Genomic DNA, 26,281 nt, shown 5'->3' with positions numbered 1-26,281 from the left:
GCTACTGGTAGGAATGTGATCATGACTACAACTCCTGAACTCAGTCGGGAGCAGCGCGATGCCGCCATGGTGGAGCGCTACTCGGACGGCGAGACCCTCGATGCGATCGGCCAGAGCTTCGGCGTCACCCGCGAGCGAGTCCGGCAGATCATTGGGAAGGTCGGGGGTGCGAACGCCGAGGAGTCGCGCCAGAAGCGCGTTGCGTCGCGGGAAGCGGCGTTGAAGGCCGCACGCGAAGCATTTCTGCTGGCTTACGGCGCCTTGGCCAGGGAGATGGCCAAGCGCGGGGTCACCCGCGCAGACGCGGTCCTGAAACTGCAGGCGCTCTACCCGGCCATCGACGTCGACCTGGCTGAAGATGCCCTGCGGGAGTCGAGTATCCTCTTCGACAAGAGCCAGATCGATGACATCTTCTCCAAGGAAGCTGTGGCCGCAGGCGTGTGGTATCTGCTCGGTTCCGACCTCCGGCTGGCCCCGGACCGGGAATGGGCAGCAGTCAATCTGGATCTTTCACTGATGAGCGAACTGAGGGCCGCACTCGGGTCCGCGGAAGCGACCCTCGATGACATCGCCACGATTCTCGGTGTCATCGGCGCGGCGCAGAAGCACCTCGCCAGCAACCCCACATCCAGCATCACCGGCAAGCGATACCAGGAACTCCGCGACGATCTGGTGGTTGCTCTTGGTCGCGTATCCCGGCAGGGCGCGTTCCCTTGGCCACCGACTCGCCAGACTGTCACGAAGCGCTTCGGCGGCTGGAACGAAGCACTGGAAGCCATGGGCGTCGGCACAACGACTCAGGGCAGACCGAAGGGTCTGTTGAAGTTCACCCGCGAAGACTACGACGATGCCGTGCGCGATTATTGTTCCTTTGCGTCCGCAGCAGAGACGAAGACAACCTTCTCCGGATACGACGTTTGGGTGAAGCAGGAGATTTCCTGTAGTCGTGAGCGGCCTTCCGGGGCATCAGTCCGCAACATCTACGGCACCTGGATGGACGCCGTCCGCTCGGTGCAGGAGTAGACGACCGCGTTCCGGACGGTTCCGGCCCAGCCAGCGGCGTCACGCTCAGCGATGCTCTGCGCGGCACCGTGCAATCTTTGGCAAACGCGACACAGCCATGAGTCTCACTGAGGAGCACCGATGAAATGCATTCCGGAACACCCCGAATTCGGCGACGGCCTGCTGGCCGAGAAAGCGGTCTGGGATGCGCTGAAAAACAGCCTCCCGGACGACGTCGTGCTAGCCCACTCGGTCCAGGTGCGGGACGGGCGGGCAGAACACGAAATCGACATCCTTGTTCTGTGGCCTGGCGTCGGCATGGCTGCCATTGAGGTGAAGGGAGGGCGCGTCTCTGTCGAAAACGGGCAGTGGCTGCAGTCCGACAGGTCCGGAGTGCACAAGATTCAGAGTCCTGTTGCGCAGTCGCAGGGTTCGCTCCACGCCTTCAAGCACTGGATTGGCCGCCAGCTGGGGACACCGCTGACGAGCCGCTTCGCCTACATGGTCAGCCTCCCCTACACCAACGTGCCCCGGAATTGGGAGATGGCGGGCTGCCCGCGATCGCTGGTCCTCGACAAGGAAGACACGACGTCGGCGGCCGAGCTGGTCCGGACCGCCATCGAGCGCGAAGGCGGCGGCGCTTCGTCGCTGGCGCCGGCGTTCATGGAACGCATCGTGCGCGTGCTCAACGGCACTCTGGGTGATGAAATCACCAAGCCACTGGACCCGAAAGAGCTGGAAGACGTCCAGGATCATCTCACCGAGCGGCAGTCGGTGCTGTTGAAGGCCACGCGGTCTCTGCCAAGGATCCGTTTCACCGGCGGCGCGGGAAGCGGGAAGACCTGGCTGGCCGTGGAAAAAGCCCGGCTGCTCTGCAAACAGGGCAAACGGGTCGGCCTGTTCAGCTACAACAAGGGCATCAGCCAGTACCTGCAGGACAGGGTTTCGACCTGGCGTCATGCCCAGCCGGCCTTCACCGGTGAATTCCACGAATATGCCCGGAGCCTCGGCGTGCCGGACGGCACGGGGCCCGCCTACTTCGAGGAGGAACTGCCGCAGCTGCTCAAGGAGCTTGCGGTCAGTCTCCAGCCCCAGCAGCGGCTGGATGCCATCATCGTTGATGAAGCCCAGGACTTCGCCCCGCTCTGGTGGGAAGCGCTGCTTGCCACCACCACGGGCGGCGCCGAGATCTACGCCTTCCTGGACGACCACCAGGACGTTTACCGGCGCTGGAGCAATCCCTCGCAGGATGGCGCGAGCCCGCTGGAGGACCTGGTGACGATCCACATCGACGAGAACCTGCGCAACACGAGGAAGATCGCCGACACTTTCAGATCCTTTGCGGGCGACCACTTCACTCCCCGGGGCAGCACCGGACTGCCTGTCCGGCGGGTTCAATGCGCCACCGGGGACGCCCTCGACGTCGCAGGAGACTGCATCGATGCCCTGATCGAGGAGGGATGGGCCAACAACCAGATCGCCCTGCTGACGACGAAGGACCGCCACCCAATCCACAAGGAATTCTTCGAGAACGGCACCACCGCTGACTACTGGCGCGAGTTCCACGCCAACGAAAACGAGTTCTACGGCCACGTTCTGGGCTTCAAGGGCCTGGAACGGTCCGTGATCGTCCTCTGCGTCAACGGCTTCAAGGACCTCAGCCGCGCAGCCGAGCAGCTCTATGTTGGCCTGTCCCGGGCTCGAAGCCTCCTCGTGGTTGTCGGAGACTCTGAGTTGCTGGAGGAGGCCGGCGGGCGGGAACTGAAGATGGCTCTGTCCCGCGCCCAGGCTTGGGCGCCGGCTGCGCCCGTCGACGGGCTGAGAATGTGCACGTGGTCTTCTTGAACGTGCCGCCAATTGAGCGCCGAAGCTGTCTCGGCATTTAGTTGTCGGTGCGGCAGGTCATGCTTCTTCAACTTCAAAGCGTTCCGGAGTGTCTTTTGGTATTGATTTGCTTGGTCGCTACCAATTCAAAGCGACCCTGACCTCTTTCCCGCCAAACCACGCCGCGCCGGAAACCGGTTCCGACGCGGCGCCAGTCTCAAACCGCCCGGACCACGCTCACGTGAAAAGGGCCAGATTCCCCCACCACACAGGTCGGCTTCCAAGAGCCAGCAACGGCGAAGATGCTGTCCGACGAATTCCACTTGAGCCGGGGCTCTTGCGTGAATCCTTCGGCGGTGTTGAAGTCGCCAACTACGACAGCGATGACTTCCCTCCAGTCACAGCTCTGCCTCTGGGCGCGGCGGCGGAGGCCACCGAATTCCGCCGCAGCAACCACCAAATGACGACAAAGGCAAAGGGACCTGCTGCGCCAAGCCCCACTGCAATCCAATTCACGCCCGCTTCGGTCGCGGAAGAACCGGGAAACCCGGGAATAGCCGATAATACGCCGATGGCGACGAGGCCGCTGACGAGCAAGAAGGACTTCAACTTTTTCGAGGCCTGTCCGAACAAGGCGAGGAGTCCCGCAATGGAAAAAACCGTCCGACCAGGGAGATTGGCGCCTTCCGGAGTCAGCAGCAGGAAACATGCCCACGCGAGGACCGCGGCGACGAGGACGGCCGGAAAGACTAGACCGGGCACCCGCTTCTTCTGGGTGGATGGCTGTGATTCCGGAGACGGCGGCACTACCGGCGGTACCCAGTGGTCAGGGACGCTAGGTGACGTTTGCCGGGCAGGTGCAGGCTCCGAGGTCGGAGCTCGTCCATCTTTCTGCGCCAGCTGCTGGGACCGGTCAGCATCAACTGTTCCTTCCTTCGCCGAAGCAACCTTCGCCGGAACAACCTTGGCCACAGACGGCTTCGGCGAAGCACGCGTTTTGTTGACTGGCCGCGCTCCGCCCTGACCCACGCCCGATCCTGAGACCGTCCGCCGATTCAGGTCCTCCGCTGAATTCGATCCCGTCGCGGCCTCGAGCCCAGCCGCGGTTATTGATGCAAAATGCTCTTTCATGAGCTTCGATCTCATCGCTTCTGAGGTGGGTTCTGGGGGTGCACCTTCCAAACTTGCGTATATCTTCCCCGCCTGCATGATGGTTTCCGCAGTTACCGGCTTCCACCCCTCGCGGTGGCCGGTAGCCCTGTTCTTAAACCGCATCTGGCCATCAAGGGCCGGCGCTTTGGGCCGAGCGTGGCTCTGCGCGTTCTTGAAGATCTGGTTGAAGTAGTAGTACGGGCCAGACTTCGGGCCATAAATCTCCCGTGCGAGACTAACGATTTGCTCCGCTTCCTGCACCCCACGCTCCTGCAGGTCGCTGCGCGAGAAATAGATAGAGCGGGCAGCGCGCGCATCGAGTGCAGCGAACGAGCTAGGTCCGCGGTACGTCGCAGAGTCCACGATCAGGTCCTCGATGACAGGAAGCAGACCCTTGCGCTGCGCCGGCGTTCTCAAGCGCCAGAAGATTTCTTGGCGGCGGACATCAATGGTCCGGAAATCAGCATCGCCAAACTCTGATCGGAGGTCCCTCAGCAGGTTCTGAACAAACGGCAGCATCTCGGTGCTTGAGGCATCACGACCCGTGGCCATGACAAATTCTGCTTTCGCATTCAAGGTTCGGTAGTCCAAAGCTCCGAACTTTTGCTCCATGGGAACGAGGAAACTCCGGAATGCCTCCACGGCAGCAACGCGATCACCAACATCGAGCAAAGCCATGGCGTAGTTCTGTGATGCCAGAAGGTGCTGTTCGGAATCACGCCCTAAGGCTGATGCCACGTCGCCGATGAGGCGGCGATGGTCATGAAGGACCCCACTGGCAGCCTCCGCATCGGGCCTTTTCGCTTTGGTGCTGACCGCCGACAGCGTCCGCAGTTCCAAGTCCTCAATGAGCATGTCCCAGTATTCGGGGGCAGCCTTTCCGTAAACGCCGGAGGCTCCTGTTACGCGGCGCGCCGAGACCTCGACCGCAGAACGAAGATCCTCCGGAGCGACGCTTTCTGCGTACAGGCCCAGACACGCCAAACCCAGCGCGGTAGTCTCAACGCCGGTCCAGCCGAGTACCGGCTCCAGCATCAACGCTGCCCGGGAGTCCTCGCCGGCAGACAGCGCCGCGGTTGCAAGTACGCGCCTCGCAGAGACGGTCTTAGCCGTCTCATTGCGGCTGGTTCCGTGCTGCTCCAGCACCGAGCGCGCCATAAGCATCCGTGATTCCTCGGTGGCAGAACCCTGTCGCGCGTCGGGTGAGCGCTCTGCAAGCAGACGGGCGGACTCCTCACTTACATGATCACGAAACCTCGCGAGCTCCGAATCCGTGACAGTTACCATTTCCCGGCCTTCACGGGCGACTTGGGTCATGAGCTCCTCGCGGAGGACCTCGGCAGCCCCTTCCATGACACACCAGCTGTGAGGCTCGACGGCATCGTCCAGTGCGCCCTGCGTGGCTTTCCGATCATGCCCAATGCGCTCTGCCGCGCGGGCTACAACCCGGGGGACGAACCTGGCGAGCGGTTCGTCTATTGCCGAGGCGCTTGTGGCCAACACCAGAGCTTGCCGAACCGAAGGCGGCAACTCACGCCATCTGTTTACATAAATTTCCTTGATGTCCCGCGGCACTGGCATGCCGAGCAGTTTTTGGGCAAGATCTGCCGATCCGTGAGAATCGTCAGTGGACAGCGTTGCTGCAGCCAGCTCACGCTCCACGCTAGGCATGGTCATCCAGAGTTTCGCTATATAAGGACTCTCCATACGCGAAGCTAGGGCGTGTGCGCTCTCGACGCTGATGAGGTCAGGGCTGAAGGATCGTATGATGCCTGCAATTTCCGATAAGCCAAGGTTAGGCACTGGAACCTCAACGAGAATTCCGGCCTCCGTTCCCTCATCCACCCACTGCGAATACATGGGGTTGTTCACCCCTTCCGGCCACGCCGTAGCAAGCACCATTAGCGGACGTTCGGGGTCCGAAGCGCGAAGACTCTGAAGGAACCCCAGAAATTCCTCGCTGAGACGATGCGCGTCCTCGATCACTATGATCGCAGGGAGCTTAGGGGCGCTGAGGTCGAAGACCAAGTCGGCCAGTTCCTTGCCCTTCTCCTTCGCGGCGGCGCTGACTTCAGCCCCGACGTCGATTTGCGCACGCAGACGACGTTTTCTCGTCAAACCTTGCCGGGCCGTTGTGATGCCCCACGCCGACATGTCGACCCAGATGCCGAGTCCGGGAACTGAACCGACCACCTCCTCGATCAAGTCACCGATTTCACCGTTGGCTTCACCGTTCAGCGCATCATGGAATCCCTGGACGAATTTCGAAAGAACGGGGCCGGTCAGTTTTCCCTTCGCGCCGAGGTTATGGTCTTGCGAGATCCGCAGCGGCACGGAGTGGGCAGTCAGCTGTGGGGCAGCCGCACCGACCAGGTCCATGGCGCGGCCGGTGGCTAAGAGTTCACAGTTGAAGTTCCACCAGCCAAACTGTGGAAGGGCGCCCTCCTCCCACACAAAGGTTTCCGGCGCCGGTCCCAGCACCTTTCTGTCCGGCAGAGGATCAACCCCAAGGGACCGCGTGTTTGTGCGTTGTTCCCTCTCAAGTGAAGGCCAGTACGGCTTACCTGCCAGGGGAACGCGAATCTGCTCGTAAAACTCACGTATGATGCGTGACTTCCCGTAGCCTGATGGGGCCTTGAGCACGAAGACTGACGGGCCGGGTGTACCGCTCCTGATGCGCCCGTACTCCTCTAGGAGCCAATCGACAATCTTGGTGTGTTCCCCTACGTGCTGGTCCTCAGACACGGCCGTCATTTGACTTCCTCCTGCTTCAGCGCGGACATCGGCGCCGTGCGGTGGCCCTTTACCGCTGCTTTAACCGCCAGGTACCCGAGAGTATCGGGACGCACCTCCGTCGGAGCAAACCATCCGTGCAGACAGGATTTGAGGTCGGCCAACGGTACGGCAACATAGTCCAAGGAATGGCCCCATAGGGGTCCCATGATGTCAGTGAAGTCCCGGAAGACGTTTTTCTGTTGTGCAACCGCAGCAGGCGCCTTTGTTGTTGTGACGAGACTTACCCATCGTCCAGGGCCCGCTTCAGCCAGTGCGATTTCTTTCACGGTGCTGCCGCCAACGAAGTGCGACGTCATGGCAGATAGGAATGCAATGCCACGCGCCCCACCGGGTTTTTGCAGCATTTCCAATGCAAACTCGCTTTTGACGTTCGACGAGTCCGGCAGCGCGGGTCCAGTGAGGAGGAATGCCGCGAGGGTTTTGTGGTTTGCTGCGGGCAGAGTGCGAATGTGCACGCTTCGTAAATCCGGATCCGTGCTCGATACCAGCATCTGGCATAATTCGTCAAGAAAAAAGTCGATATCCGAAAAGTCGTTGGTCAGCACGGATTTATCCCCCATCGTCAGCATGCTCTATACGGAAAGCATATATGCGAGGATGCGCGACGACGACGTGAAAGCTGTCTCACAATCAGCGGCCGCAGGGAACATGCTGCCCCATGAACGGCGTCATCGAAATCACCCGCGGAGTTCCGGCCGGAATATCCCGCTTGTCGTAAACGCAGTGCCAGGACTCGAGCTACTCGTCGGCAGCGAAAGGTTGAGTGCCTAGGTCCGGACAACCCTGGTCATACTTCACCGCTCGGTCGCCCCAACGCGTAGCACCGTCCATTGTCCGGCCCCGCCCATATGATCTAGGAACTGCCCCCCAACACGTCAAGGGGGATGATGTGAACGTTTTGTTTGGCTTGTATCTGGACCGGGCTCCGTGGGCCGACCGCGATTCCGCACTCGGCGAAGTACGTCTCGGTCCGCTGGGCTTGCCCCAACTCCTGCAGACCCGGCTCGGGCTGACCGGACCCGATGCCCGCCACTCGACACGGATCCGGCAGTACATGGCCCGCCGCGCGGAACACAACACCCCGGCGGCCTGGTCCCATGGATCCTTCGCCGTTGACCCCTGGTCCACGGCCATCGATCTGTTGAACCTGCGCGACAAGCTCGTCGTCAACGGCTTGACCGGCCTGGCCCCGGATGAACCAAGCGCCAAGCTGAAGGCCCTCGCTTCCTTGGAACAGAGCCAGGTTCCCCTCGACCGGGCATTTGCCGACTATCCACTGGAACTCCTTCACGAGCTCGAGAGCGACGCCACGTCGAACTGGCCGCTCGGAATCACCCGGCTTGAACTCCAGCACCCCGCAACTCCCGCCAGCGGCAGTTCCCTGTCCGGTGGCGAAGCCACGCCCTGGGTCACGCTGCGCAGCCTCGCGGAGATCTGCGACGACCTCGACACCGTCATCTGGTGGGGGTGCCAGGATGACGGCCAGGCCCGCTCCAGACTCTGGTCTCCTTTGACCGCACCGCCAAGTGAACGCAAGAAAACTGTCCTGGCACCAGATTGTAGGTGGGGCAGGTCATGTCGCCACTGGCCCTCCCGGTCAGCAACGCCCGTCAACGGGCTGCCCGCCACCGTATAATCTGAGCATGCCAATCACGCGCCTCAACCGAGGCCTCCATGCCATGCAGTCCGCCCTCAAGCAGTGCGGGAGCGATCTGTGAGCGGCGGTCTCGTCGCCCTGCTGGACGACATCGCAGCCTTGGCCCGCATAGCGGCCGCCTCGGTGGACGACGTCGCTGCCGGAGCCGCCAAGGCGGGGGCCAAGGCCGCCGGCGTGGTGATCGACGACGCCGCCGTCACCCCGCAGTACGTGTCCGGGGCGGACCCGTCCCGCGAACTGCCGATGATCAAGCGGATCTTCTGGGGCTCGCTCCGGAACAAGCTTTTGATCATCCTGCCGGCGCTGCTGCTCATCAGTGCCTTCATCCCGGGGGTCATCCCGTTCATCCTCATGGCGGGCGGCACCTACCTCTGCTACGAGGGTGCCGAAAAGGTCTGGCACAAGCTCCGCGGCCACCACACGGCCGAAGAAGAGAAGCCGGCAGTCGACCGGGGCCCGGAGGCGGAGGCTAAGGTCACCAAGGGTGCCATCACCACCGACTTCATCCTGTCCTGCGAGATCATGGTCATCTCGATGAATGAGGTGGCCAATGAGTCCTTGTGGGTCCGGGCGCTCATCCTGGTCGTCGTCGCGGTCCTGATCACGGTGCTCGTCTACGGGGCCGTCGCCCTAATCGTCAAGATGGACGACATCGGCCTGCACCTGACCACCAAGGACTCCGCGGGCTCCCAGCGCTTCGGCGAACTGCTCGTCAAGGGGATGCCCGCCGTGCTGGCCGCCATCACACTTATCGGGACGATCGCCATGCTGTGGGTGGGTGGTCACATCATGCTGCAGGGGGCCTACGACCTCGGTTGGCACCTGCCGTATGACTTGGTCCATGTCCTCGAGGCACCTTTCGCCGGGATCCCGGTGGTGGGCGGCTTCCTGGTCTGGCTCGTGAACACCCTGAGCTCGGCCGTCCTCGGACTCGTCTGGGGCCTCCTCGTTATGGCTGTCGTGCACCCGCTGCTGAAAGTGCTGCCGTTCGGCAAGAAGAAGGGCGGGCACGAGGAGGGCGACATCCGCGCCGAACTCGCTGGCTATCGGCCGACGAAACATGACGTCGATCCCGCCTCTTAGGACCGCAACGCGTCGCACCGTCCATTGTCCGGCCCCGCCCATATGATCTAGGAACTGCCGCTCCAACACGTCCAGGGGGATGATGTGAACGTTTTGTTTGGCCTGTATCTGGACCGCGCTCCGTGGGCCTACCGCGATTCCGCACTCGGTGAAGTGCGCCTCGGTCCGCTGGGCTTGACCCAGCTCCTGCAGACCCGGCTGGGGCTGACCGGGCCTGACGCCCGCCACTCGACACGGATCCGCCAGTACATGGCCCGGCTCGCGGAACAGAACACCCCGGCGGCCTGGTTCCATGGATCGTTCGCCGTCGACCCCTGGTCCACGGCCATCGACCTGCTGAACCTGCGCGACGAGCTCGTCGTCAACGGCTGGACCGGCGTGGCACCGGCGGAACCAAACGCCAAGCTGACAGCCCTCGCCTCCCTGGAACAGAGCCCGCTCCCCCTCGACCGGGCGTTCGCCGACTATCCACTGGAACTCATTCACGAGCTCGAGAGCGACGCCACGTCGAACTGGCCGCTCGGAATTACCCGGCTGGAACTCCAGCACCCCCGCAGCTCGTTTCCCGCCATCTGGGGCCGTCTCATCAGCGCCCTCGAACGGCACGGCGTGAACGTCATGGAGCCGGCTCCCCGTCCCGGGCCGGTGGGCGACGTGACCGTCCTCGTCGCCAAAACCGAATGGGAAGCGGCCGAGCATACGGCCCGCTGGCTCGCGTGCGACGACGGTTCCGGCGCGGACCGCTCCGCCGTCGTCGCTTCCTCAAGCACGGCGTTGCTGGACCAGGAACTGCAGCAGCGCGGACTGCCACGGATCGGCGTCAGCAACCGCTCCCGGTGGCGCGCCGTGGACCAGATCATCCCGCTGTTCTTCAACGTGATCTGGGCGCCGGTGGACGTGCAGCTGCTGGGCGAGTTCCTGAACCTCCCGGTGGGCCCCGTCCGGCGCGCGGCCGGACGGCATCTGCTGCGCGCCCTCGCCGCCCAGCCGGGCACAGGCGGCGAGGAGTGGCTCGGTGCGCTGCAGAAGATCAGCAGCGACGAGGCCCTCGGCCCCGACGTGGCCTCCGAGCTGGACCTTCTGCTCAGCACCGGGCTGCTGCCTGACGACGGGACCGTCAGCGGCAGCGCCGTCGTCGAACGCGCGCAGTGGCTGCGCACCCAGCTCAGCCGCCGCGTGCAGCTCTACCCCCAGCTGGAGTCCGTGCTCAGTCAGCTCAACGAATTCACGGCCCTGATCGACGGCCCGGAGCCTGTGACCCGCAAAACCATTGCGCGGATCCTGGAATCCGTCATTCCCGCCAGCGGCAGTCCCCTATCCGGCGGCGAGGCCGCGCCCTGGGTCACGCTGCGCAGCCTCGCGGAACTCTGCGACGACGTCGACACCCTTATCTGGTGGGGGTGCCAGGATGACGGCCAGGCCCGGGCCCGCCACTGGGACGCCTCGGAACTCCGGTCACTGCAGAGCATGGGCGTCGAACTGCCGGATCCCGCGGCACTTGCCGAACTGGAACTCGCCGTAGCGGTGGAAGCAGCCAAGCGCTGCCGGCGGCTGCTGCTCGTGCGCGCCGCCGAAATCAGCGGGGAGCCGACGAAGGCACACCCTGTCCTGTCCTCACTCGCTTTCAGTGTCCTTCCCGTCCCCCTGCCCGGAACCCCGGAGGAGAACAAAAAGGCCGTGGAACACGCCATCAAGGCGTTCAGCGTTACTCCCGCCCAACTGGTGCACGACGGCGTCTGGCACCTCGCCGGCCGGACCGCGGCGCTGACGCCGGTGCAGCCCTCCCCCGCCCGGCTTTTCCCGGCCTCCCACGAGCTGGGCCCCCGCCCGGCCTTTATGCCCGACAAGCTCTCCTACTCGCAGCTCAGCACCCTGATCGGCTGTTCCCTGAAGTGGGTGCTGGAAAAGAAGGGCCGGCTGACGGTGGGCTCCGCGCAATCCGTCCCCACCGGGAACACCATGATCGGCACCCTGGTCCACCGGGTCGTGGAGGAACTTTTCGGCGAGCTCCACGCCGCCAACAGGGCGGTGCCCGAGCCGGCGGAAGTCCAGGCCAAACTGGACCAGCTCGTGCCGCACTATGCCTCTGAGCTGCTGTTGCCGGGCAAAGGAAGCAAACTCGCCGGCCTCCGGCCCGTCGTCGAGAACTCCGTCATCAAACTGTTCCAGACCCTGCAGACCCAAGGCGTGTACATCCGCGCCACCGAGCATAAGTTCGACAAGCCTGCCTCGTTCACCGTCAACGGCGCCCCGACCGAAGTGCAGGTTTCCGGCTACATCGATGTCCTGGCCGCTGACCAACAGGCTGAGCCCGTCGTGATCGACCTCAAATGGACCAACCGCTCGAAGTACCGGCGGGACGAGATCACCGAGGGCAACGCGCTGCAGCTCGCTCTGTACCACTGGGCCCTGGACGACGGGCCGGACCCCATGTCCACCGTTGCCGAGGACGCCGCGATGTCCTACTACATGCTCAAACAAGGCGAGTTCGCCTCAACCAGCACACTCTTCGGACCCGCGCTGGCCAGCCCGGCTTCCAGCCGGAGCACCTGGCAACGGTCCGTCCGCGCCGCCGAATTCTCCATCTCGGAAGTCGTCGGCGGACGCGTCCTGGCAGCCGGGCGGCAGGAGCTGGGATCCTCCGATGAGCAGCGGGAGACGGCGACGGCGGACGGAAGGCTGTACCAGAAGCCGCCCTGCAACTTCTGCGACTTCTCCGCACTCTGCGGCCTCAAGGGGGACCTGTCATGAACCACGCACTGAGCAACGTCACGATGATCACCGCAAGTGCCGGGACCGGCAAGACGTACAGCCTGATGGGCGAAATCGCCCGCGCCATCAACGCCGGCACCCGGCCCAGCCAGATCCTGGCCACCACCTTCACGAAGAAGGCCGCCGCGGAACTCATTGACCGGGTGCAGGCCGAACTCTTCGGCCAGGAACGTCCCGTTGCCGCCCGGCAGATGTCCGTCAGCATGGTGGGCACGGTCAACAGTGTGTGCAGCCGCCTGCTGCAGGAATACGCGGTCGACGCCGGGCTCTCGCCCGCGCTGCAGGTCATCGCCGAAGACGAACAACTCCGGATTTTCCAGCTGGCCACCGACGATGTGTTCGCCGAGTTCACGCCGCGAATCCAGCCGCTGGCGCGGCGCCTTGGGTACGACGGCGAATCGGACATCCGGGGCAGCGACCCCGACTGGCGCACGATCGTCCGTGACATCACGGATGCCGCGCGCGGCAACACCATCAATCCCGCGGATCTGGCGCACTCCGCGTCATCCTCATGGCAGGGACTGCATCAGGTCCTGGGCCCGGTGGGTCTTGACGACCGAGCATCCTGGTCCAACCAGCTCCTTCAGGGCCTCATGAGCTTGCGCGGGATGGCCGCTGACATCATCGACGGCGGCAACACCCCGCCCAAGAACCTGCTCGCCTCCATCGCCCTGCTGGAGCCTGTCCTGTCCTATGCCTCGCCGGAGGACGCTCCGTGGCGCTTCTGGATCGACGCGGCCGGGGTCTCCAACGCGGGGGCCAAGCGGCAGCTGGAGAGCTACATTTCGGCGGTCAACATGGATCTGGTGGCCAACCCCGCCTTCCAGACCGAGCTGAGGGAATTCACCGAACTCGTGTTCGCCTGCGCCGCTTCCTGCCTGGTCAGGTTCGCGGAATTCAAGCGGGAATACGGGCTCATCGACTTCGCCGACCAGGAAACCCTGGTCCTGGACCTGCTGGAGAACAACCCGGAATTCCGGGCCTCCATCGCAGGGCGGATCAAGTTCATGGTGGTGGACGAGTTCCAGGACACGAGCCCGCTGCAGCTCCAGCTGTTCACCAAGTTCGCCGGGCTGGTGGAAAAGGTTGTCTGGGTCGGCGACTCCAAACAGGCCATCTACGAATTCCGCGGCACGGACCCGGAACTGATGAAAGCCGTCGCCGCCCACATCGAGCACAAGACCCACCTGACAGAGTCCTGGCGGTCCAAAGAAGCTGTCATCGAGCTCTCCAACGAGATCAGCCTCGCCATGTTCCCGGAGCTGAGCGAGGATGAGGTGAAGCTGGCGCCCCCGGAGGCCCGCCTGGACGCCGCCCATCCCAAGAACGCCCTCGGCGGTTCCCGGGAGGCCTGGACTTTGGCGGCAAAAACGGTTCCCGAACAGCGCCGGGCCATCGCCGCCGGCGTCGTTGACCTGATCCAGCGGCGCGGATTCAAGCCGTCCGACGTCGCTGTCCTTGCCCGGTCCAACGCCGCCGTGGAGGCTATCGCCGCTGAACTGACCGCGCTCGGGCTCAAGGCAACAACCAACACCTCCCCGCTGTTCGCCGCGCGGGAAGTCCAGCTGGTACGCGCCGGGATGGCCTTTGTCGCCTCCGACGACGACACGGTAGCTTTGGCCGAGCTGGCGCACCTTCACCCCGGGCACGCCGAATTCGGCCGCTGGGTGCCCGCCTTGTTCGACGCCGCCGAGCCGCACGAAGAACTCACCCGCTGGGCAAGCGACCCGCTCGTGTCCGGACTGGTCGAGCTTCGCGACCTGGCCAAGTTCTGCACCCCCACAGAAATCATGGAGGAAGTCACGTCCCGGCTCGGCGTTGCCCGCCTCATCAAATCGTGGAGCAACCCCGGAACGCGCCTGAAGAATCTGGATGCGCTGCGCGCCCTGCTGGAGCGGTACTACGAATCGTGTGCCGCGCTCAGCAAGCCCGTCACCCTGAGCGGCTCACTCAAATTCCTTGCCGACGCCGACAGCGCCGGCAGCGAAAACTTCGGCGACGACGTCGTCAATGTGCTGACCTATCACAAGGCCAAGGGGCTGGAATGGCCGGCCGTGGTCCTGGCCAGCCTCGACACCGATGTTGTGGCAAAGCCGTGGGGTGTGGCTGTCGAGGGCGTCGCCGAGATCGACGTCCGGAACCCCCTCGCCGGGCGGTGGATCCGCTTCTGGGCGTGGCCGTTTGGTGGCAAGGGCTTCAAACCGCTCTCCACGGCCGCGGACGCGTCCGCCATCGCCCGGCAAGTTCTGGCCCGGCGCCAGGCCGACTCCGCGCGGGTGCTCTACGTGGGCCTCACCCGCTCAGTCAGCGTGACCTGCCTGGCAGCGGCCAAACCGGCCCCGGCATCGCTGAACACCCTCGCGTCCGGACCGATCGTGGAATGGACTTCGGGAGCCGGCAACGACGGAACGCTGCTCGTCCAGGGCCGCGACGGCGAACGCAGACTGTCCGTGGAAGCCTTCAGCTACGAGCCCGCGGATGGGCCGGCAGCCGGTGATGAGAGCGCCGGCCGGGAATTCGCCGACGGACTGTCCGTGTCCAGCCCGGTGCCCCAGGAGCCTGCGCGGGTGACAGCGAGTTCGATGGAGAGTTTTGGCTTCGTCGCCGAAGTCACGGAGGCCGCAACCCTCGGGGCGCAGCTGATTCCGCGCGGAGCCGCCAACTGGGACCAAGTGGGCTCTGCCATCCATGGTTATTTCGCGCTGCCGCTGGCCGGGATGGACAGCGAGGTCAGGCTCTTGGCGGCGCAACGGCTCCTGGACCGCTGGGACGCTGCGTCCGCCGTCGACGCGGCCGTGGTGGTGGAAGCCGGCGACCGGATGCTCGCGTTTTTCGCCGAGCAGTTCCCCGGCGCGACAGTCATCACGGAACAATCCGTCGCCTGGCGCAACGCAGACAACCAGCTGATGGAAGGATGGATCGACCTACTGCTGGAGACACCTGCCGGATACGTGTTGGTGGATCACAAGTCCTATCCGGGCACGGACCCGGTCGGCCATATCAAGGACAAGTACGTTGGCCAGATGCGTGGCTATGCCGAAGCGATCCAGTCCATCACCGGGCGGCCCGTCGTCGAGACCCTGATCCACATGCCCGCGCTGGGGAAGATGTTCCGGATCAGCTGAACGTCACCACCAGCGGTGTCCGCGACTCGGATCGAGTCTCAAATCATTACCGAAAACGATGGCACCGCGGAGTCCTGGACCCACCTTTATTCGAAGTGGTTTCTTCTCTTACGTAATATTGACGACGATCATCGCCCCGCCTACGTCATCAGTACACGCTGATTCCGAAACCCAACCCTCACTGTGCTAATCCGGTAGGTATGTCTTCCTTATCCGAATCTTCAAAGACGTCATCAGCCGCCGAAGAACGCAGCGCCCGTGTCGCAGTCACTCTTTTTCCCGTGCTTATCCTGGCCGGAGGAGCCGTAGCGCTTGCCGCCCCAACAGCCTTCACAGGGCTGGCCCCCTGGATTAACCCTCTCTTGGGACTGATCATGTTCGGCATGGGGCTAACCCTCACGCCCCCTGACTTCGCCGTCATTGCCAGACGCCCTATCCCGGTGGTGATCGGAGTTGTTGCGCAATATGCCATCATGCCGTTCCTGGGCTGGTTGATCGCAGCGGCGCTGGGGCTACCCCCTGCCCTGGCTGCGGGCGTCATCCTGGTGGGCTGCTGCCCCGGCGGAACGGCTTCCAACGTCGTTTCCTACCTGGCCAGGGGTGACGTCGCTTTGTCCGTCGCCATGACGACCGTTTCAACTCTGCTTGCTCCGCTGCTGACCCCGGTGCTGGCATTGTGGCTGGCCGGTCAGTACATGCCGGTGGACGCCGGTTCGATGGCGTGGTCCATCGTCCAGATCGTGCTGTTCCCAGTGTTGCTGGGACTCGTAGCCCGATTCTTCCTGCCGCGGCTCGTCAACCGTGCGCTGCCTGCCCTCCCCTGGATTTCGGTACTCGCTATCACCGCTGTGGTGATTGCGGTAGTTGCCGGAAGCGCAAAAGCCATTTTCGCAGCCGGACTTCTGGTTCTCGCGGCCGTTATTCTGCACAATGGCTTGGGGTATGCCCTCGGCTACGCTGCGGCCCGCTTGTTCCGGCTACCGATTCCCTCCAGGCGTACCACTGCGATTGAGGTCGGCATGCAGAATTCAGGCCTTGCCGCAGGGCTGGCACGGCAGTATCTGACTCCCGAAGCGGCTCTGCCTGGCGCTATTTTCTCAGTCTGGCATAACGTTTCCGGTGCGGTTCTCGCAGCTTACTGGCGCCGCAGCAGCACTCCTGCCTTACGGGACAGCGAGCCTGTTCCGGCGGCTGCCAGCTAACCCTGGCAGACCGGGCCGAAATCCACCGGCGTGGCAGCCCGGGCCGCGGTGGAGGAGCTGGTCTCGCTGTGCGCCTCGGTCGACAGCCCCCTGCTGCACGCCCAGGATTGCGGCCAGGGCCAGGCCCGGCTCGTCACCACCCGCGCTCCGCAGCCCGCAGCGGAGGTCGAAGCGATTCCCCTATTCGGAGGGGTGGAGGATCCGGGCCGCAGTCAGTCGCGGAGCGGGACGCCCTGGGCGTCGGTCCGGAATTGGGCCGAGCCAGCGATGATCATGATGCCCTCGACGACGCCCCACAGACCGACGATGAACCCGAGGCCGAGCGTGAAGATGCCCAGGACGAGGGTGAGGACGAGCTGGATGACCGCCACTTTGGTGTAGCCGAGGTAGAAGCGGTGGATACCCAGTCCGCCCAGGAAGATGCCCAGCAGACCGGCGACGAGCTTTGATTTCGGCTGCGAGTAGCCATAAGCCGGGTACGGCATCGGCGGCTGCTGCTGGTACTGCGGCTGCTGGTACTGCGGCTGCTGGGGCGCAGGCGGGTAAGCCTGGTACTGAGGTTGTCCCGCGTACGGCTCGTGGGTCCCGGCCTGGTGGCCCTGGTACTGGGGCTGCTGGTACGGCTGCTGCGGTCCGGCGTAGGGCTGCTGCGGCTGAGGTCCCGTCGGGTTCACTCCACCCTGGTACGGCGGGGCTACTGGCTGGTCGTAGCCTTCCGGAGGGACAGCGTTCGCGTCGGGATGGGGCTGTGTCATGATGGCGCCTTTCGAGGAGTGATGATGCAGCCACGGCGTTGGGGCGGCAGCAGTCGACGACGGCATCCCCCAAGAATCCATGTGCCGAGATTAGTCTGACGGAACAACTCACTAATTGCGCTGATTGGCGCAGTATGTCCTCTGCCAGCAATATCCGCGTCCGTCAGCGTCCGCAGGATGCCAGAGTTGAACAATGAACGAGGCGACCGGGAATGAAGATACTGGCGGGCTGGTCCTGAACCTCGAATGCATGCTTCCGTTCCTGACGGAAGAGCGGCTAGCCCTGCACCGCAGCGGATGGACCGAGTCGTTCGAGAAATTGCAGGCGGTATTGAGGAGTCGCACTTAAAACCGGCCGTCAAGCCAGGACACCAAAACCTCCATCACAGCAGCCAGGCTGAGAACCTGGCTATCCTTCGGCCCCTTGTGGGGATTGTTGCCGGCATCGTCGGACGCCGCCCCAGACGACTGCGCCAGTTGCGCGTGATGTCGCCGTCGACCTGGACAACCTCCAGCAGATAGCCCGTTCCGGTATTCGCGGCCTGTGGGTATCGACCGGACGGCGGTTCGTGAAGGTTCTTCGTCTGCGCAGTCCAGGGGTTCCTCCGGCTCAACGCAGAGCATCAGTTCAAGTTTTGCCTCGGGCAACGCCAGCGTGGTGACCATTCCTCGCACCTTTCCTGCCTGGTGTACAGGACCATGATGGGTCCTGCCACTGACATTCTTGGATCCACGCCAAGAATGCCGAAACGGCGATCGAGGGAACTCCCCCGCATTCCTGGGATTTTTCAAAACAACAAAATCGTAAGGGTGCCATATACTCCCCTTGACGCAGGTTCGCGTTATTGGTCGGGCGCCCAGCGACGTAGCTGAGGGGTCCGCAAACATGGGGATTTCAAATTGAATAGTCACCAATCTTTCTCGTCTTTTTTTGATAAGCGCGAGGAGCCCTCGCCGTGGCGGTCACCGGGCTCATCCTTCGACGCACCCGAGCCACCGAAGAAGCCAAAAGTCTCCACTTTTGTGGTCGGAGCGCTTGTTCTTTTGGCCATGTGGCTGGGCTTCGCCAGCAGCGGGTGGGGTGGGGCACTGATTTTCCTCGCCATCTTTGCGGCACTGACCGGCCTTTACGTTGCGGTCACCGGCCGCGGCTCCTGGGCGCGGCTGCCGGGCAGGCGAAAAGTTGGCGGCATCGTCCTGGCCGCGTCTTTGGTCGTATTGGTCGTCGGCGCGGTAATCCTGCCGCCTCCGTCTGCAGAAAGCATTGCCGCTCAAGCGGCTTCTGAAAATGCGCAGAGGGCAGAAGAAGCGTCCCGTGCCGCCGCCGCATTACACACCCCATCGGCCACTCCGTCCCCCACGCCCTCGCCGACAAACACGGGAGAACCGCTCGACCCTGACAGGGTCACAGAACTTGCCAAAAGCGTCAATTACGCAGCCCCGAAAAGCCAACCAGCCTTCGCAACCAAGGCAATAGATCTTCTCGCCCTTCTCCCCATCAAAGGCACTGCTTCGGCACCCGGTTACAGCGCCCGAGCCATTTACGGTCAGGCCTGGGCAGATATTGACCGGAACGGGTGCGACACCCGGAATGACATACTCAAGCGGGACCTGACCAAGGTCGTATTTGTCGACAACTCGACCTGCAAGGTGGACAGCGGGATGCTCGCCCCCGACCCCTACACGGCAACGCCGATCAATTTTAAGCGCGGACCCGAAACCAGCAGCGCCGTGCAGATAGACCACGTGGTCGCGCTGGGAGACGCATGGAAAAAGGGGGCCCAGCAGCTCACCGGAGTTCAGCGCATGGCGTTCGCCAACGATCCCCTGAACCTCCTGGCCACTGACGGCCCGACCGATGTCAAGAAGGGCGAAAGCGACGCAGCGGCCTGGCTGCCGCCGAACAAGGGCTTCCGCTGCGAATACGTTGCCCGGCAGATCGCCGTCAAAGCGACGTATGACCTGTGGGTAACGCAGGCTGAACACGACGCGATGGCAGTCGTCCTGAAGGATTGCTCCGACCAGTTGGTTCCGACCAATGAAACTGAAGCTCAAGTCGCCGCGTCTGCGGAAAAGGAGGCAGACCCCGTAGTCGAAGCGGCGGTCGTAGCCCCTGTGCCCGCGGCCCCCGCACCGAAGGTTCCCGCGGCCCCGGCCCCGGCTCCCACTCCCGCACCCGCACCGGCACCCGCACCCGCACCCGCGCCCGCGCCGGCACCCTACGTTCCGCCGGCACCGGCTGCGGCCTACTACGCGAACTGCGCAGCGGTTAGGGCTGCCGGGGCAGCCCCGATCCGTGCCGGCCAGCCCGGCTACAGCCGAAAATTGGACAAAGATGGCGACGGCGTCGCCTGCGAGTAGAAGCGGGAAACCCTCGTCAGTCATAGCGACTGACGAGGGTTTCTGGCGAGCAAGCTATGCCTCACCACCAGCGGCGCCGGACCTTGAAAACGGCCCGGCGGGCAAAAGTTCCGGTTTCATCCCATAGCAAAAATGCGGTCGTCGCAGGACAAAGCGAAGCAGCCTGCGGATAAGATGGGTGCCACGAAGTCTTGGGGGGATAGCTTCCGGGATGTTTTTTCGCCGTCCTGCCGTCGTTGACGTGACAGGACCTGTCGTTCCAGGAGTTGTTACAGCTTGATCTTCAAGACTTTCGGGTGGTCGTTCGCGGTCACCATCATCGCGCTAGTGATCGCGTTTCTCTATGGCGGCCCTGAGGCGCTCATTCTCTGCATCATCCTGGGCATCCTTGAAGTCAGCCTGAGTTTCGACAACGCTGTTGTCAACGCACGGATTCTGGAACGCATGAACGAGTTCTGGCAGAAGATGTTCCTCAGCGTGGGCATCATCATCGCTGTCTTCGGCATGCGAATCCTCTTCCCCCTGCTCATCGTGGGGGTCACCGCCAGCCTCAACCCGGTTGAAGCCGTCACTCTGGCGATGGAAAAGGGTGACCCGAACACCCCCGGCAGCTACGGCTACCTGCTCCACGAAGCCCACCCGCAGATCGCCGCATTCGGTGGAATGTTCCTCCTGATGCTGTTCCTGGACTTCATCCTCGCCCACCGTGACATCAAGTGGATCAAGTTCCTCGAAATCCCGCTGGCCCGGCTGGGCAAACTCGATGGCGCAGCCTTGATCATCGGCATGGCCGCACTGGCCTTCGCCGGTGCCGTATCCGGAGAGAAGCAGGGCATCGTCCTCCTCTCGGGTCTGCTGGGCATGATCACCTACTTCCTGGTGAACGGCCTCGGAAATCTCTTCGACGTGGATCAGGACGGCGACGTCGACGAAGTGGACGCGCAACTCATGGCTCATACAGGACCCTCCGGTACCGCCAAGCTGGCAGGCAAGGCCGCCTTTATGCTCTTCCTCTACCTGGAAGTCATCGACGCCTCCTTCTCGTTCGACGGCGTCATCGGCGCCTTCGCCATTACCTCTGACCCGATCATCATTGCCCTCGGACTGGGCTTCATCGGCGCCATGTTCGTCCGCTCCCTGACCGTCTTCCTGGTCCGGGAAGGAACGCTGGACGAATTCGAGTACCTCGACCACGGCGCACACTGGGCAATCGGCGCCCTGGCGGTTATCCTGCTGATCACCATCGTGGTCCCCATCAACGAAATCATTACCGGCCTCATCGGCATGGTCTTCATCGGTGCCGCCTTTACAGGTTCGATCCTCCGCAACAAGAAAAAACGCGCCGCCGAGCCGGTCGACGTGCTTGAATCTGCGGACGCCAACAAATAGCTCACTAGCATTCAAAGAAGCAGCATCCACCACTAAGAAATGCGAGTAAATCAATGGGTTTGAGTTTGCAAAAAGGCCAGTCACTGTCACTCACGAAGCAGAACGGTGAGTCCCTGACTACCGTCCGCCTGGGCTTGGGGTGGGACTCTGCAGTCCCGGCCAAGAAGGGCTTTTTCGGCGGCACGAAGACTGTTGAGATCGACCTGGACGCCTCGGCCATCATGTTCGACGCCGAAGGCAAGCACCTGGACACGGTCTTCTTCAACCAGCTCACCAGCAAGGACGGTGCGGTCCGCCACGCCGGGGACAATCTGACCGGCGCCGGCGACGGTGATGACGAGACCATGATGGTCAACCTGCCCGCCGTCTCACCCGCGGTCCAGAACATCGTGTTTGTCATCACCAGCTACAGCCAGCAGACCTTCGACATGGTCCAGAACGCGTTCTGCCGGGTCATCGACGACTCAGTCGCGGGCAGCCCGGAGGTCGCCCGCTACTCCCTGACCGAGTCAGGCCGCAACACGGCCATGGTCATGTCAAAGCTGTCGCGGACCGGCAACGCCTGGACTTTCCAGGCGATCGGCACTCCGGCCAACGGCCGCACGGCCGGGGAAGTCCTCGGCGCCGCGGCAGCTGCCCTCTAGCCCGACGGGACTATCGTTCTCTGGCTCTGCTGAACGTACACCGAACTGAAGGAGCACCTCTTGGCTAGCCTGACTTTGAGCAAGGGCAGCAACCTGTCCCTGACAAAAGCCGACCCCGGACTTCGCAAGGCCATGATTGGCCTCGGCTGGGATCCCCGGACCACTGCCGGGGAACAGTTCGACCTCGACGCCTCGGCGCTCCTGGTCCGCGCCGACGGCAAGGTCCGATCGAATGACGACTTCATCTTCTACAACCAGCTGTCCTCTCCGGACGGCTCGGTGGTCCACCAGGGCGATAACCGCACTGGAGACGGTGACGGCGACGACGAGCAGATCCTGATCGACCTCGACACCGTTGCCCTGGACATCGAGAAGATTGTCATCGTTGTCTCGATCGATCAGGCAGACGCCCGCCGTCAGAACTTCGGCCAGATCCGTGACGCGTTCTGCCGGGTTGTGAACCAGGAGACCGACAACGAAGTGGTCCGCTACGACCTCACCGAGGACGCAGCAGCCGAAACGTGCATGATTTTCGCCGAAATCTACCGCCACAACGAAGAATGGAAGTTCCGTGCCGTCGGCCAGGGCTACGCCTCAGGCCTCCGCGGCGTTGCATCGGACTTCGGTATCGCACTGGATTAGGTGCTGAGTGGCCCGGGGAATCCCGGGCCACTCCTTCACAAATCCCCCAGACTTAACAAGGAGAATAACCATGGCTGGCTTGACGCTCACCAAAGGCAGTAACCTCTCGCTCACCAAGACCGATCCGGGACTGAACAAGGTTCTCGTCGGGCTGGGCTGGGATCCCCGCACCACCACCGGCGACGCCTTCGACCTGGATGCCTCGGCACTCATGCTCGGCGCCGACGGCAAGGTCCGCAGCTCCGCGGACTTCATCTTCTATAACCAGCCCGCCGCCGCCGACGGTTCGGTCGTCCACAAGGGTGACAACCGCTCCGGTGACGGCGACGGCGACGACGAAGTGGTCGCCGTCGAGCTTTCTGCTGTCGGTGCCGATGTTGAGCGGATCGTCTTCGTGGTGTCGATCGACCAGGCGGACACCCGCCGGCAGAACTTCGGCCAGGTGCGCGGCGCCTACTGCCGCATCGTCAACCAGGAAAGCGACGCGGAAATCGTCCGCTACGACCTGAGCGAGGACTCGGCGCCGGAGACCTGCATGATCTTCTCCGAGCTCTACCGTCACAACGGCGAGTGGAAGTTCAAGGCCGTCGGCCAGGGCTACGCCACCGGCCTCGCGGGAATTGCCGCGGACTTCGGCGTCCAGCTCGGCTAAGAGCCCGAGACCTAAGAAAGAGAGAAGCAATAATGAGCATGCAACTCACCCCGCCTGAGACCTCGGCATCGAGCCCCCTCGTGCTGGACGCGCCGGCGTCCGTCGAGATCGTCAAGGTGGACGACGCCCCCGGGATGGTGCCGGTTCCTGCGGAACGCCAGCAGGAGATCAACGCCCAGGCGCGTGCATTCGTCAGCGAAGTGTCGGCGATGAGCCCGTTCAGCCCCGAGTACTCCACCAAGATCGATGGCATCAACCGGCTGGCCGGCGAGCAGCTCGTGGCCTCCGCCAGCACGTCAAGCCGGCTGCTGGAGCGCTCCTCCACGTCGCTGGCCGGTGCGAAGAAGTCCGGCAGCAACGCGCAGGTGCAGGTTGCCTCTACGCTCGGTGAGTTGCGTTCCACCGTGGAAGACCTGACACCCAGCAACGCCGACTTGAGCGTGGGCCGGAAGATCCTGGGCATCATTCCGGGCGGCAACAAGCTCGCCAAGTATTTCCAGAAATACGAGAGTGCGCAGACCCAGCTCGACAAGATCATCAAGTCCCTGATGGCGGGCCAGGACGCGCTGCTCAAGGACAACGCCTCCCTTGCGCAGGAAAAGACCCAGTTGTGGGAGACCATGCAGGCGCTGAGCGAATACGCAGTATTTGCCAAGGCCCTGGACACCGCAACAGCCAGCAAGATCGATGAGATGAAGCTGCAGGGCCAGATCGAGGAGGCCGGCAAGCTCGACTCGGACGTGCTCTATCCGATCCGCCAGCGCCACCAGGACATCCTGACCCAACTGGCCGTCTCGGTTCAGGGCTACCTGGCCATCGACATGATCCGCAAGAACAACACCGAACTGATCAAGGGCGTTGAACGGGCACGCACGACGACGATCTCCGCGCTGCGGACCGCCGTCATTGTGGCCCAGGCACTGGCGAACCAGAAGATGGTGCTGGATCAGATCGACGCCATCAACACGACGACGAACAACATGATCCTCAAGACTTCCGAGATGCTCAAGGATCAGACCGCGCGGATCCACCAGCAGGCGGCGAGCTCCGGTGTCAGCGTGGAAACGCTGCAGAAGGCGTTCGACAACGTGTTCCAGACCATGGACGCCATCGACACCTTCCGTTCCGAGGCCAACAAGAGCATGGAAGGCACCGTGCAGGCCCTCGAAACCGGGCTGGAACGGGCCCGCCCGTACCTGGACAGGGTGCGGAAGCAGGAAGGGAATTAGTGGCCGTCAGTCCTGAGCAATAGGCTTACGGGCTATGGTCGCAAAATTCTTAGGTTCGCTGTTTGGCGGCGGAGCGGAATCCCGCTCCGCCGCCGTCCCCGGTGCCGAATCTCCCGCCATCGATCCGGCTGCGGACGAGCTGACAGTCACCGCCGCCGCGCTCGAGGAGCTGCGGCGGATGGTACTGGCCAACGGCGTCGAGCTGCCTCCCCTCGTGGTGTCACAGGTGCTGCAGTTGGCCGACATACTGCGCGCCCTTATCGGCTACATCGGCCGGTCCGGGGCGTCGACCGAGCAGCGTGTCCTGCTGAATGCCGTCATCACCGACTATCTGCCGTCCCCGCTGCGGGCCTATCTGATGCTGGCCGCCGGGTCGTGGCGGGACGATTCGGTCGAGACAACGGGGTTGCTGGAACAGTTCGACGTGCTCTACTCCACCGTCAAGAACCTGGACAACCAGGTCCGTACGGGGGCCATTACCGAACTGGCAGTCCACGGCCAGTTCCTCCGGGACAAATTTGATATTGATGGTCTTCATCTGGAAGGACGCTAGTGGCTTCTATGGTCGCGGGCAGCAACGCCCCCCTCACTGCTGAGAACCCCGGACTGGAGAAAGTGCTGCTGGGAATCGGCTGGGACATGGTCCCAAGCCGGGGCCCGCAAGCCGAGCTGGTGCCCATGGTGATCATGTGCGGGACCGACGGCCGCGCCATTTCGGATGACCATCTGGTGTTCTTCAACCAGATCGCCAGCCCTGATGGCAGCATTTCCTTCGCCGGAGCGGACGACCAGGAACAGATCGACGTCGACCTCAGCCGGGTGCCCGACGCGGTCCACAAAATCGCCGTGCTGCTGTACGTGGATCCGGAAGTGCGGGGCCCCGGTACGTTCGCCGCGGTCAAAGACGCCTACCTGCGGGTCGCCACCGAACAAAACCGGGAGCTGGTGCGCTTCACGGTTCCGCGGGGGAACCTCGACAAGATCAACGCCATGATTCTCGGGGAGCTTTACCGGCACTCGGGGGGCTGGAAGTTCCGTGCCCTCGGTCAAGGCTATGAGGCCGGGCTCGCAGCCGTTGCCGCCGACTTCAAGTTGAAGCTCTGAGCATGGCGTTGAATCGAACCGCGCTGCGGACCGACCTCCCCTACCTCAGCCGGCGCCGAAAGGCGGCGGTGCAACCGGAGCCCACCCGGCCCCCTTCGGCCAGCACCGCCCCGTCCCCAAACCCCGGTGCCAGCCCGGCGGGTTCCGGCGGACTCACCCTCGGTACCAGCCGGCCGTCCACACCGTCCACGCCGCCCGCGGGTTCCGGCGGACTCACCCTCGGTACCAGCCGGCCGTCCACACCGTCCGCGCCGCCCGCGGGTTCCGGCGGACTCACTCTCGGTACCAGCCGGCCGTCCACACCGTCCACGCCGCCTGCGAAGGCCTCAGCGGCTTCAACGCCGGGGCCCCGGCCCGCTCCGGCGGGGTCGGACCGGCTGTTCCCGGCCCCGGAATTTGGCAGCGTCCGCGAGTTGGGGGAAGCCAACCCGGTGGTGCGCCTGAACGCCAGGCAATCCGCGATTGGCTCACTCCTGGTGGCCGGGGCTCGCTCGGTGGCCTGGGAGGACCAGAAGCTCACCACAGGTGCCCACCACGAGGAAGGGCACAAGGCCGGCACCGCCGTCCTCACTCCCGGAAACCGGCCCCTGGCCGGCGTGCAGGACGGGGCCGGCATCGTGTCCCTGCGCCACGTCGGGCTCATTCGGCGCCTCCTGTTCGTCGCGGGAGAAACCCCGCTGACAGTCGGAGTCTTCGACGGCGCGGCCGCTACGGTTGCTGCCCGGAACGATGCCGGGTTGCGGAGCGTTCTGTACGTCGTGCGGGTTGGCGCGGTTCTGGAAATCCGCGCCGAGTTCGTCCCTGCAGACGCCTCCGACGCAGCCATCTGGGCTATCTTCGGTTTCACCATGACCATTCCACTGGACCAACGGGTCCTCCAGCGCTGATCCGG

The 26,281-nt window shown here is 63.6% G+C and carries 21 protein-coding genes; 17 read left to right on the top strand and 4 right to left on the bottom strand.

Translation table 11 applies throughout. The features are described 5' to 3' along the window. Nucleotides 1–21 precede the first annotated feature (21 nt). Nucleotides 22–1,023: a sigma factor-like helix-turn-helix DNA-binding protein gene (locus tag ACZYX4_RS06300; RefSeq protein ID WP_463874550.1), complete on the top strand. Its 1,002-nt coding sequence runs from the start codon at nucleotides 22–24 to the stop codon at nucleotides 1,021–1,023. Between the two features lie 120 nt (nucleotides 1,024–1,143). Then, complete coding sequence (locus tag ACZYX4_RS06295; protein WP_463874548.1) at nucleotides 1,144–2,847, top strand: nuclease-related domain-containing DEAD/DEAH box helicase; 1,704 nt, start codon at nucleotides 1,144–1,146, stop codon at nucleotides 2,845–2,847. A 351-nt stretch (nucleotides 2,848–3,198) separates the two neighbouring features. On the opposite strand, the gene ACZYX4_RS06290 is transcribed toward ACZYX4_RS06295, so the two are convergent. Continuing rightward, nucleotides 3,199–6,732 (bottom strand): hypothetical protein, encoded by a 3,534-nt coding sequence (locus ACZYX4_RS06290; protein WP_463874547.1) that lies wholly within the window; start codon nucleotides 6,730–6,732, stop codon nucleotides 3,199–3,201. Then, the gene (locus ACZYX4_RS06285) at nucleotides 6,729–7,343 is read right to left on the bottom strand and encodes a hypothetical protein (RefSeq protein WP_463874545.1); all 615 of its coding nucleotides are present in this window, start codon (nucleotides 7,341–7,343) and stop codon (nucleotides 6,729–6,731) included. The genes ACZYX4_RS06290 and ACZYX4_RS06285 overlap by 4 nt, the downstream gene beginning before the upstream one ends. Before the next feature lie 320 nt (nucleotides 7,344–7,663). Here ACZYX4_RS06285 and ACZYX4_RS06280 point away from each other — a divergent pair, with 320 nt between their 5' ends. From ACZYX4_RS06280 to ACZYX4_RS06260, 5 genes are all read left to right on the top strand, one after another. Beyond that, complete coding sequence (locus tag ACZYX4_RS06280; protein ID WP_463874543.1) at nucleotides 7,664–8,410, top strand: hypothetical protein; 747 nt, start codon at nucleotides 7,664–7,666, stop codon at nucleotides 8,408–8,410. A gap of 78 nt (nucleotides 8,411–8,488) precedes the next feature. Further along, nucleotides 8,489–9,514 carry a DUF808 domain-containing protein gene (locus ACZYX4_RS06275; RefSeq protein ID WP_463874541.1) on the top strand — a complete coding sequence of 342 codons (1,026 nt, stop codon included), beginning with the start codon at nucleotides 8,489–8,491 and terminating at the stop codon, nucleotides 9,512–9,514. An 84-nt stretch (nucleotides 9,515–9,598) separates the two neighbouring features. Continuing rightward, nucleotides 9,599–12,265 carry a PD-(D/E)XK nuclease family protein gene (locus ACZYX4_RS06270; RefSeq protein ID WP_463874540.1) on the top strand — a complete coding sequence of 889 codons (2,667 nt, stop codon included), beginning with the start codon at nucleotides 9,599–9,601 and terminating at the stop codon, nucleotides 12,263–12,265. Then, nucleotides 12,262–15,411, top strand: a complete 3,150-nt coding sequence (locus tag ACZYX4_RS06265; RefSeq protein ID WP_463874539.1) for a UvrD-helicase domain-containing protein — start codon at nucleotides 12,262–12,264, stop codon at nucleotides 15,409–15,411. The genes ACZYX4_RS06270 and ACZYX4_RS06265 overlap by 4 nt, the downstream gene beginning before the upstream one ends. A gap of 200 nt (nucleotides 15,412–15,611) precedes the next feature. Continuing rightward, on the top strand, nucleotides 15,612–16,613 hold the full coding sequence (locus ACZYX4_RS06260; RefSeq protein WP_463874538.1) for a bile acid:sodium symporter family protein: 1,002 nt from the start codon (nucleotides 15,612–15,614) through the stop codon (nucleotides 16,611–16,613). A gap of 212 nt (nucleotides 16,614–16,825) precedes the next feature. Here ACZYX4_RS06260 and ACZYX4_RS06255 read toward each other — a convergent pair whose 3' ends face one another. Continuing rightward, nucleotides 16,826–17,368, bottom strand: a complete 543-nt coding sequence (locus ACZYX4_RS06255) for a TM2 domain-containing protein (RefSeq protein ID WP_463874537.1) — start codon at nucleotides 17,366–17,368, stop codon at nucleotides 16,826–16,828. Nucleotides 17,369–17,561: 193 nt separating this feature from the next. Between ACZYX4_RS06255 and ACZYX4_RS06250 the strand changes: the two genes are divergently transcribed. Continuing rightward, complete coding sequence (locus ACZYX4_RS06250; protein WP_463874536.1) at nucleotides 17,562–17,717, top strand: hypothetical protein; 156 nt, start codon at nucleotides 17,562–17,564, stop codon at nucleotides 17,715–17,717. On the opposite strand, the gene ACZYX4_RS06245 is transcribed toward ACZYX4_RS06250, so the two are convergent. Then, nucleotides 17,714–18,034 carry a hypothetical protein gene (locus tag ACZYX4_RS06245; protein WP_463874534.1) on the bottom strand — a complete coding sequence of 107 codons (321 nt, stop codon included), beginning with the start codon at nucleotides 18,032–18,034 and terminating at the stop codon, nucleotides 17,714–17,716. The genes ACZYX4_RS06250 and ACZYX4_RS06245 overlap by 4 nt on opposite strands. 384 nt (nucleotides 18,035–18,418) lie before the next feature. Here ACZYX4_RS06245 and ACZYX4_RS06240 point away from each other — a divergent pair, with 384 nt between their 5' ends. The 9 genes from ACZYX4_RS06240 (at nucleotide 18,419) to ACZYX4_RS06200 (ending at nucleotide 26,276) form a co-directional block, all read left to right on the top strand. After that, a complete protein-coding gene (locus ACZYX4_RS06240; protein WP_463874589.1) occupies nucleotides 18,419–19,729 on the top strand; it encodes a GmrSD restriction endonuclease domain-containing protein in 1,311 nt (436 codons plus the stop codon). A gap of 276 nt (nucleotides 19,730–20,005) precedes the next feature. Next, nucleotides 20,006–21,118, top strand: coding sequence for a DUF475 domain-containing protein (locus ACZYX4_RS06235; RefSeq protein ID WP_463874532.1), 1,113 nt, complete (start codon nucleotides 20,006–20,008; stop codon nucleotides 21,116–21,118). Between the two features lie 53 nt (nucleotides 21,119–21,171). Continuing rightward, entirely contained in the window at nucleotides 21,172–21,762 is a 591-nt protein-coding gene (locus tag ACZYX4_RS06230; protein ID WP_463874529.1) for a TerD family protein, read from the top strand. A 60-nt stretch (nucleotides 21,763–21,822) separates the two neighbouring features. Then, the gene (locus ACZYX4_RS06225; RefSeq protein ID WP_463874527.1) at nucleotides 21,823–22,404 is read left to right on the top strand and encodes a TerD family protein; all 582 of its coding nucleotides are present in this window, start codon (nucleotides 21,823–21,825) and stop codon (nucleotides 22,402–22,404) included. A gap of 70 nt (nucleotides 22,405–22,474) precedes the next feature. Further along, nucleotides 22,475–23,056: a TerD family protein gene (locus ACZYX4_RS06220; protein WP_463874524.1), complete on the top strand. Its 582-nt coding sequence runs from the start codon at nucleotides 22,475–22,477 to the stop codon at nucleotides 23,054–23,056. Between the two features lie 32 nt (nucleotides 23,057–23,088). Next, complete coding sequence (locus tag ACZYX4_RS06215; protein WP_463874522.1) at nucleotides 23,089–24,285, top strand: toxic anion resistance protein; 1,197 nt, start codon at nucleotides 23,089–23,091, stop codon at nucleotides 24,283–24,285. 34 nt (nucleotides 24,286–24,319) lie between these two features. Further along, complete coding sequence (locus tag ACZYX4_RS06210) at nucleotides 24,320–24,838, top strand: hypothetical protein (protein ID WP_463874520.1); 519 nt, start codon at nucleotides 24,320–24,322, stop codon at nucleotides 24,836–24,838. Between the two features lie 8 nt (nucleotides 24,839–24,846). Continuing rightward, nucleotides 24,847–25,389 carry a TerD family protein gene (locus ACZYX4_RS06205; RefSeq protein WP_463874587.1) on the top strand — a complete coding sequence of 181 codons (543 nt, stop codon included), beginning with the start codon at nucleotides 24,847–24,849 and terminating at the stop codon, nucleotides 25,387–25,389. A gap of 2 nt (nucleotides 25,390–25,391) precedes the next feature. After that, nucleotides 25,392–26,276, top strand: coding sequence for a hypothetical protein (locus tag ACZYX4_RS06200; protein WP_463874518.1), 885 nt, complete (start codon nucleotides 25,392–25,394; stop codon nucleotides 26,274–26,276). The last annotated feature ends 5 nt before the right edge of the window (nucleotides 26,277–26,281 follow it).

The sequence above is a fragment of the Pseudarthrobacter leeuwenhoeki genome (genome assembly GCF_055412885.1).
The sequence above is the reverse complement of the archived record's forward strand: the minus strand, read 5'-3'. Positions and strand labels throughout refer to the sequence as shown.

Coding starts and splice junctions, on each gene's coding strand:
- ACZYX4_RS06300 (WP_463874550.1), top strand. CDS start 22: ATGACTACAACTCCTGAACTCAGTCGGGAGCAGCGCGATGCCGCCATG.
- ACZYX4_RS06295 (WP_463874548.1), top strand. CDS start 1,144: ATGAAATGCATTCCGGAACACCCCGAATTCGGCGACGGCCTGCTGGCC.
- ACZYX4_RS06290 (WP_463874547.1), bottom strand. CDS start 6,732: ATGACGGCCGTGTCTGAGGACCAGCACGTAGGGGAACACACCAAGATT.
- ACZYX4_RS06285 (WP_463874545.1), bottom strand. CDS start 7,343: ATGCTGACGATGGGGGATAAATCCGTGCTGACCAACGACTTTTCGGAT.
- ACZYX4_RS06265 (WP_463874539.1), top strand. CDS start 12,262: ATGAACCACGCACTGAGCAACGTCACGATGATCACCGCAAGTGCCGGG.
- ACZYX4_RS06260 (WP_463874538.1), top strand. CDS start 15,612: ATGTCTTCCTTATCCGAATCTTCAAAGACGTCATCAGCCGCCGAAGAA.
- ACZYX4_RS06255 (WP_463874537.1), bottom strand. CDS start 17,368: ATGACACAGCCCCATCCCGACGCGAACGCTGTCCCTCCGGAAGGCTAC.
- ACZYX4_RS06250 (WP_463874536.1), top strand. CDS start 17,562: ATGAACGAGGCGACCGGGAATGAAGATACTGGCGGGCTGGTCCTGAAC.
- ACZYX4_RS06245 (WP_463874534.1), bottom strand. CDS start 18,034: ATGGTCACCACGCTGGCGTTGCCCGAGGCAAAACTTGAACTGATGCTC.
- ACZYX4_RS06240 (WP_463874589.1), top strand. CDS start 18,419: ATGTGGCTGGGCTTCGCCAGCAGCGGGTGGGGTGGGGCACTGATTTTC.
- ACZYX4_RS06230 (WP_463874529.1), top strand. CDS start 21,172: ATGGGTTTGAGTTTGCAAAAAGGCCAGTCACTGTCACTCACGAAGCAG.
- ACZYX4_RS06220 (WP_463874524.1), top strand. CDS start 22,475: ATGGCTGGCTTGACGCTCACCAAAGGCAGTAACCTCTCGCTCACCAAG.
- ACZYX4_RS06215 (WP_463874522.1), top strand. CDS start 23,089: ATGAGCATGCAACTCACCCCGCCTGAGACCTCGGCATCGAGCCCCCTC.
- ACZYX4_RS06210 (WP_463874520.1), top strand. CDS start 24,320: ATGGTCGCAAAATTCTTAGGTTCGCTGTTTGGCGGCGGAGCGGAATCC.
- ACZYX4_RS06205 (WP_463874587.1), top strand. CDS start 24,847: ATGGTCGCGGGCAGCAACGCCCCCCTCACTGCTGAGAACCCCGGACTG.
- ACZYX4_RS06200 (WP_463874518.1), top strand. CDS start 25,392: ATGGCGTTGAATCGAACCGCGCTGCGGACCGACCTCCCCTACCTCAGC.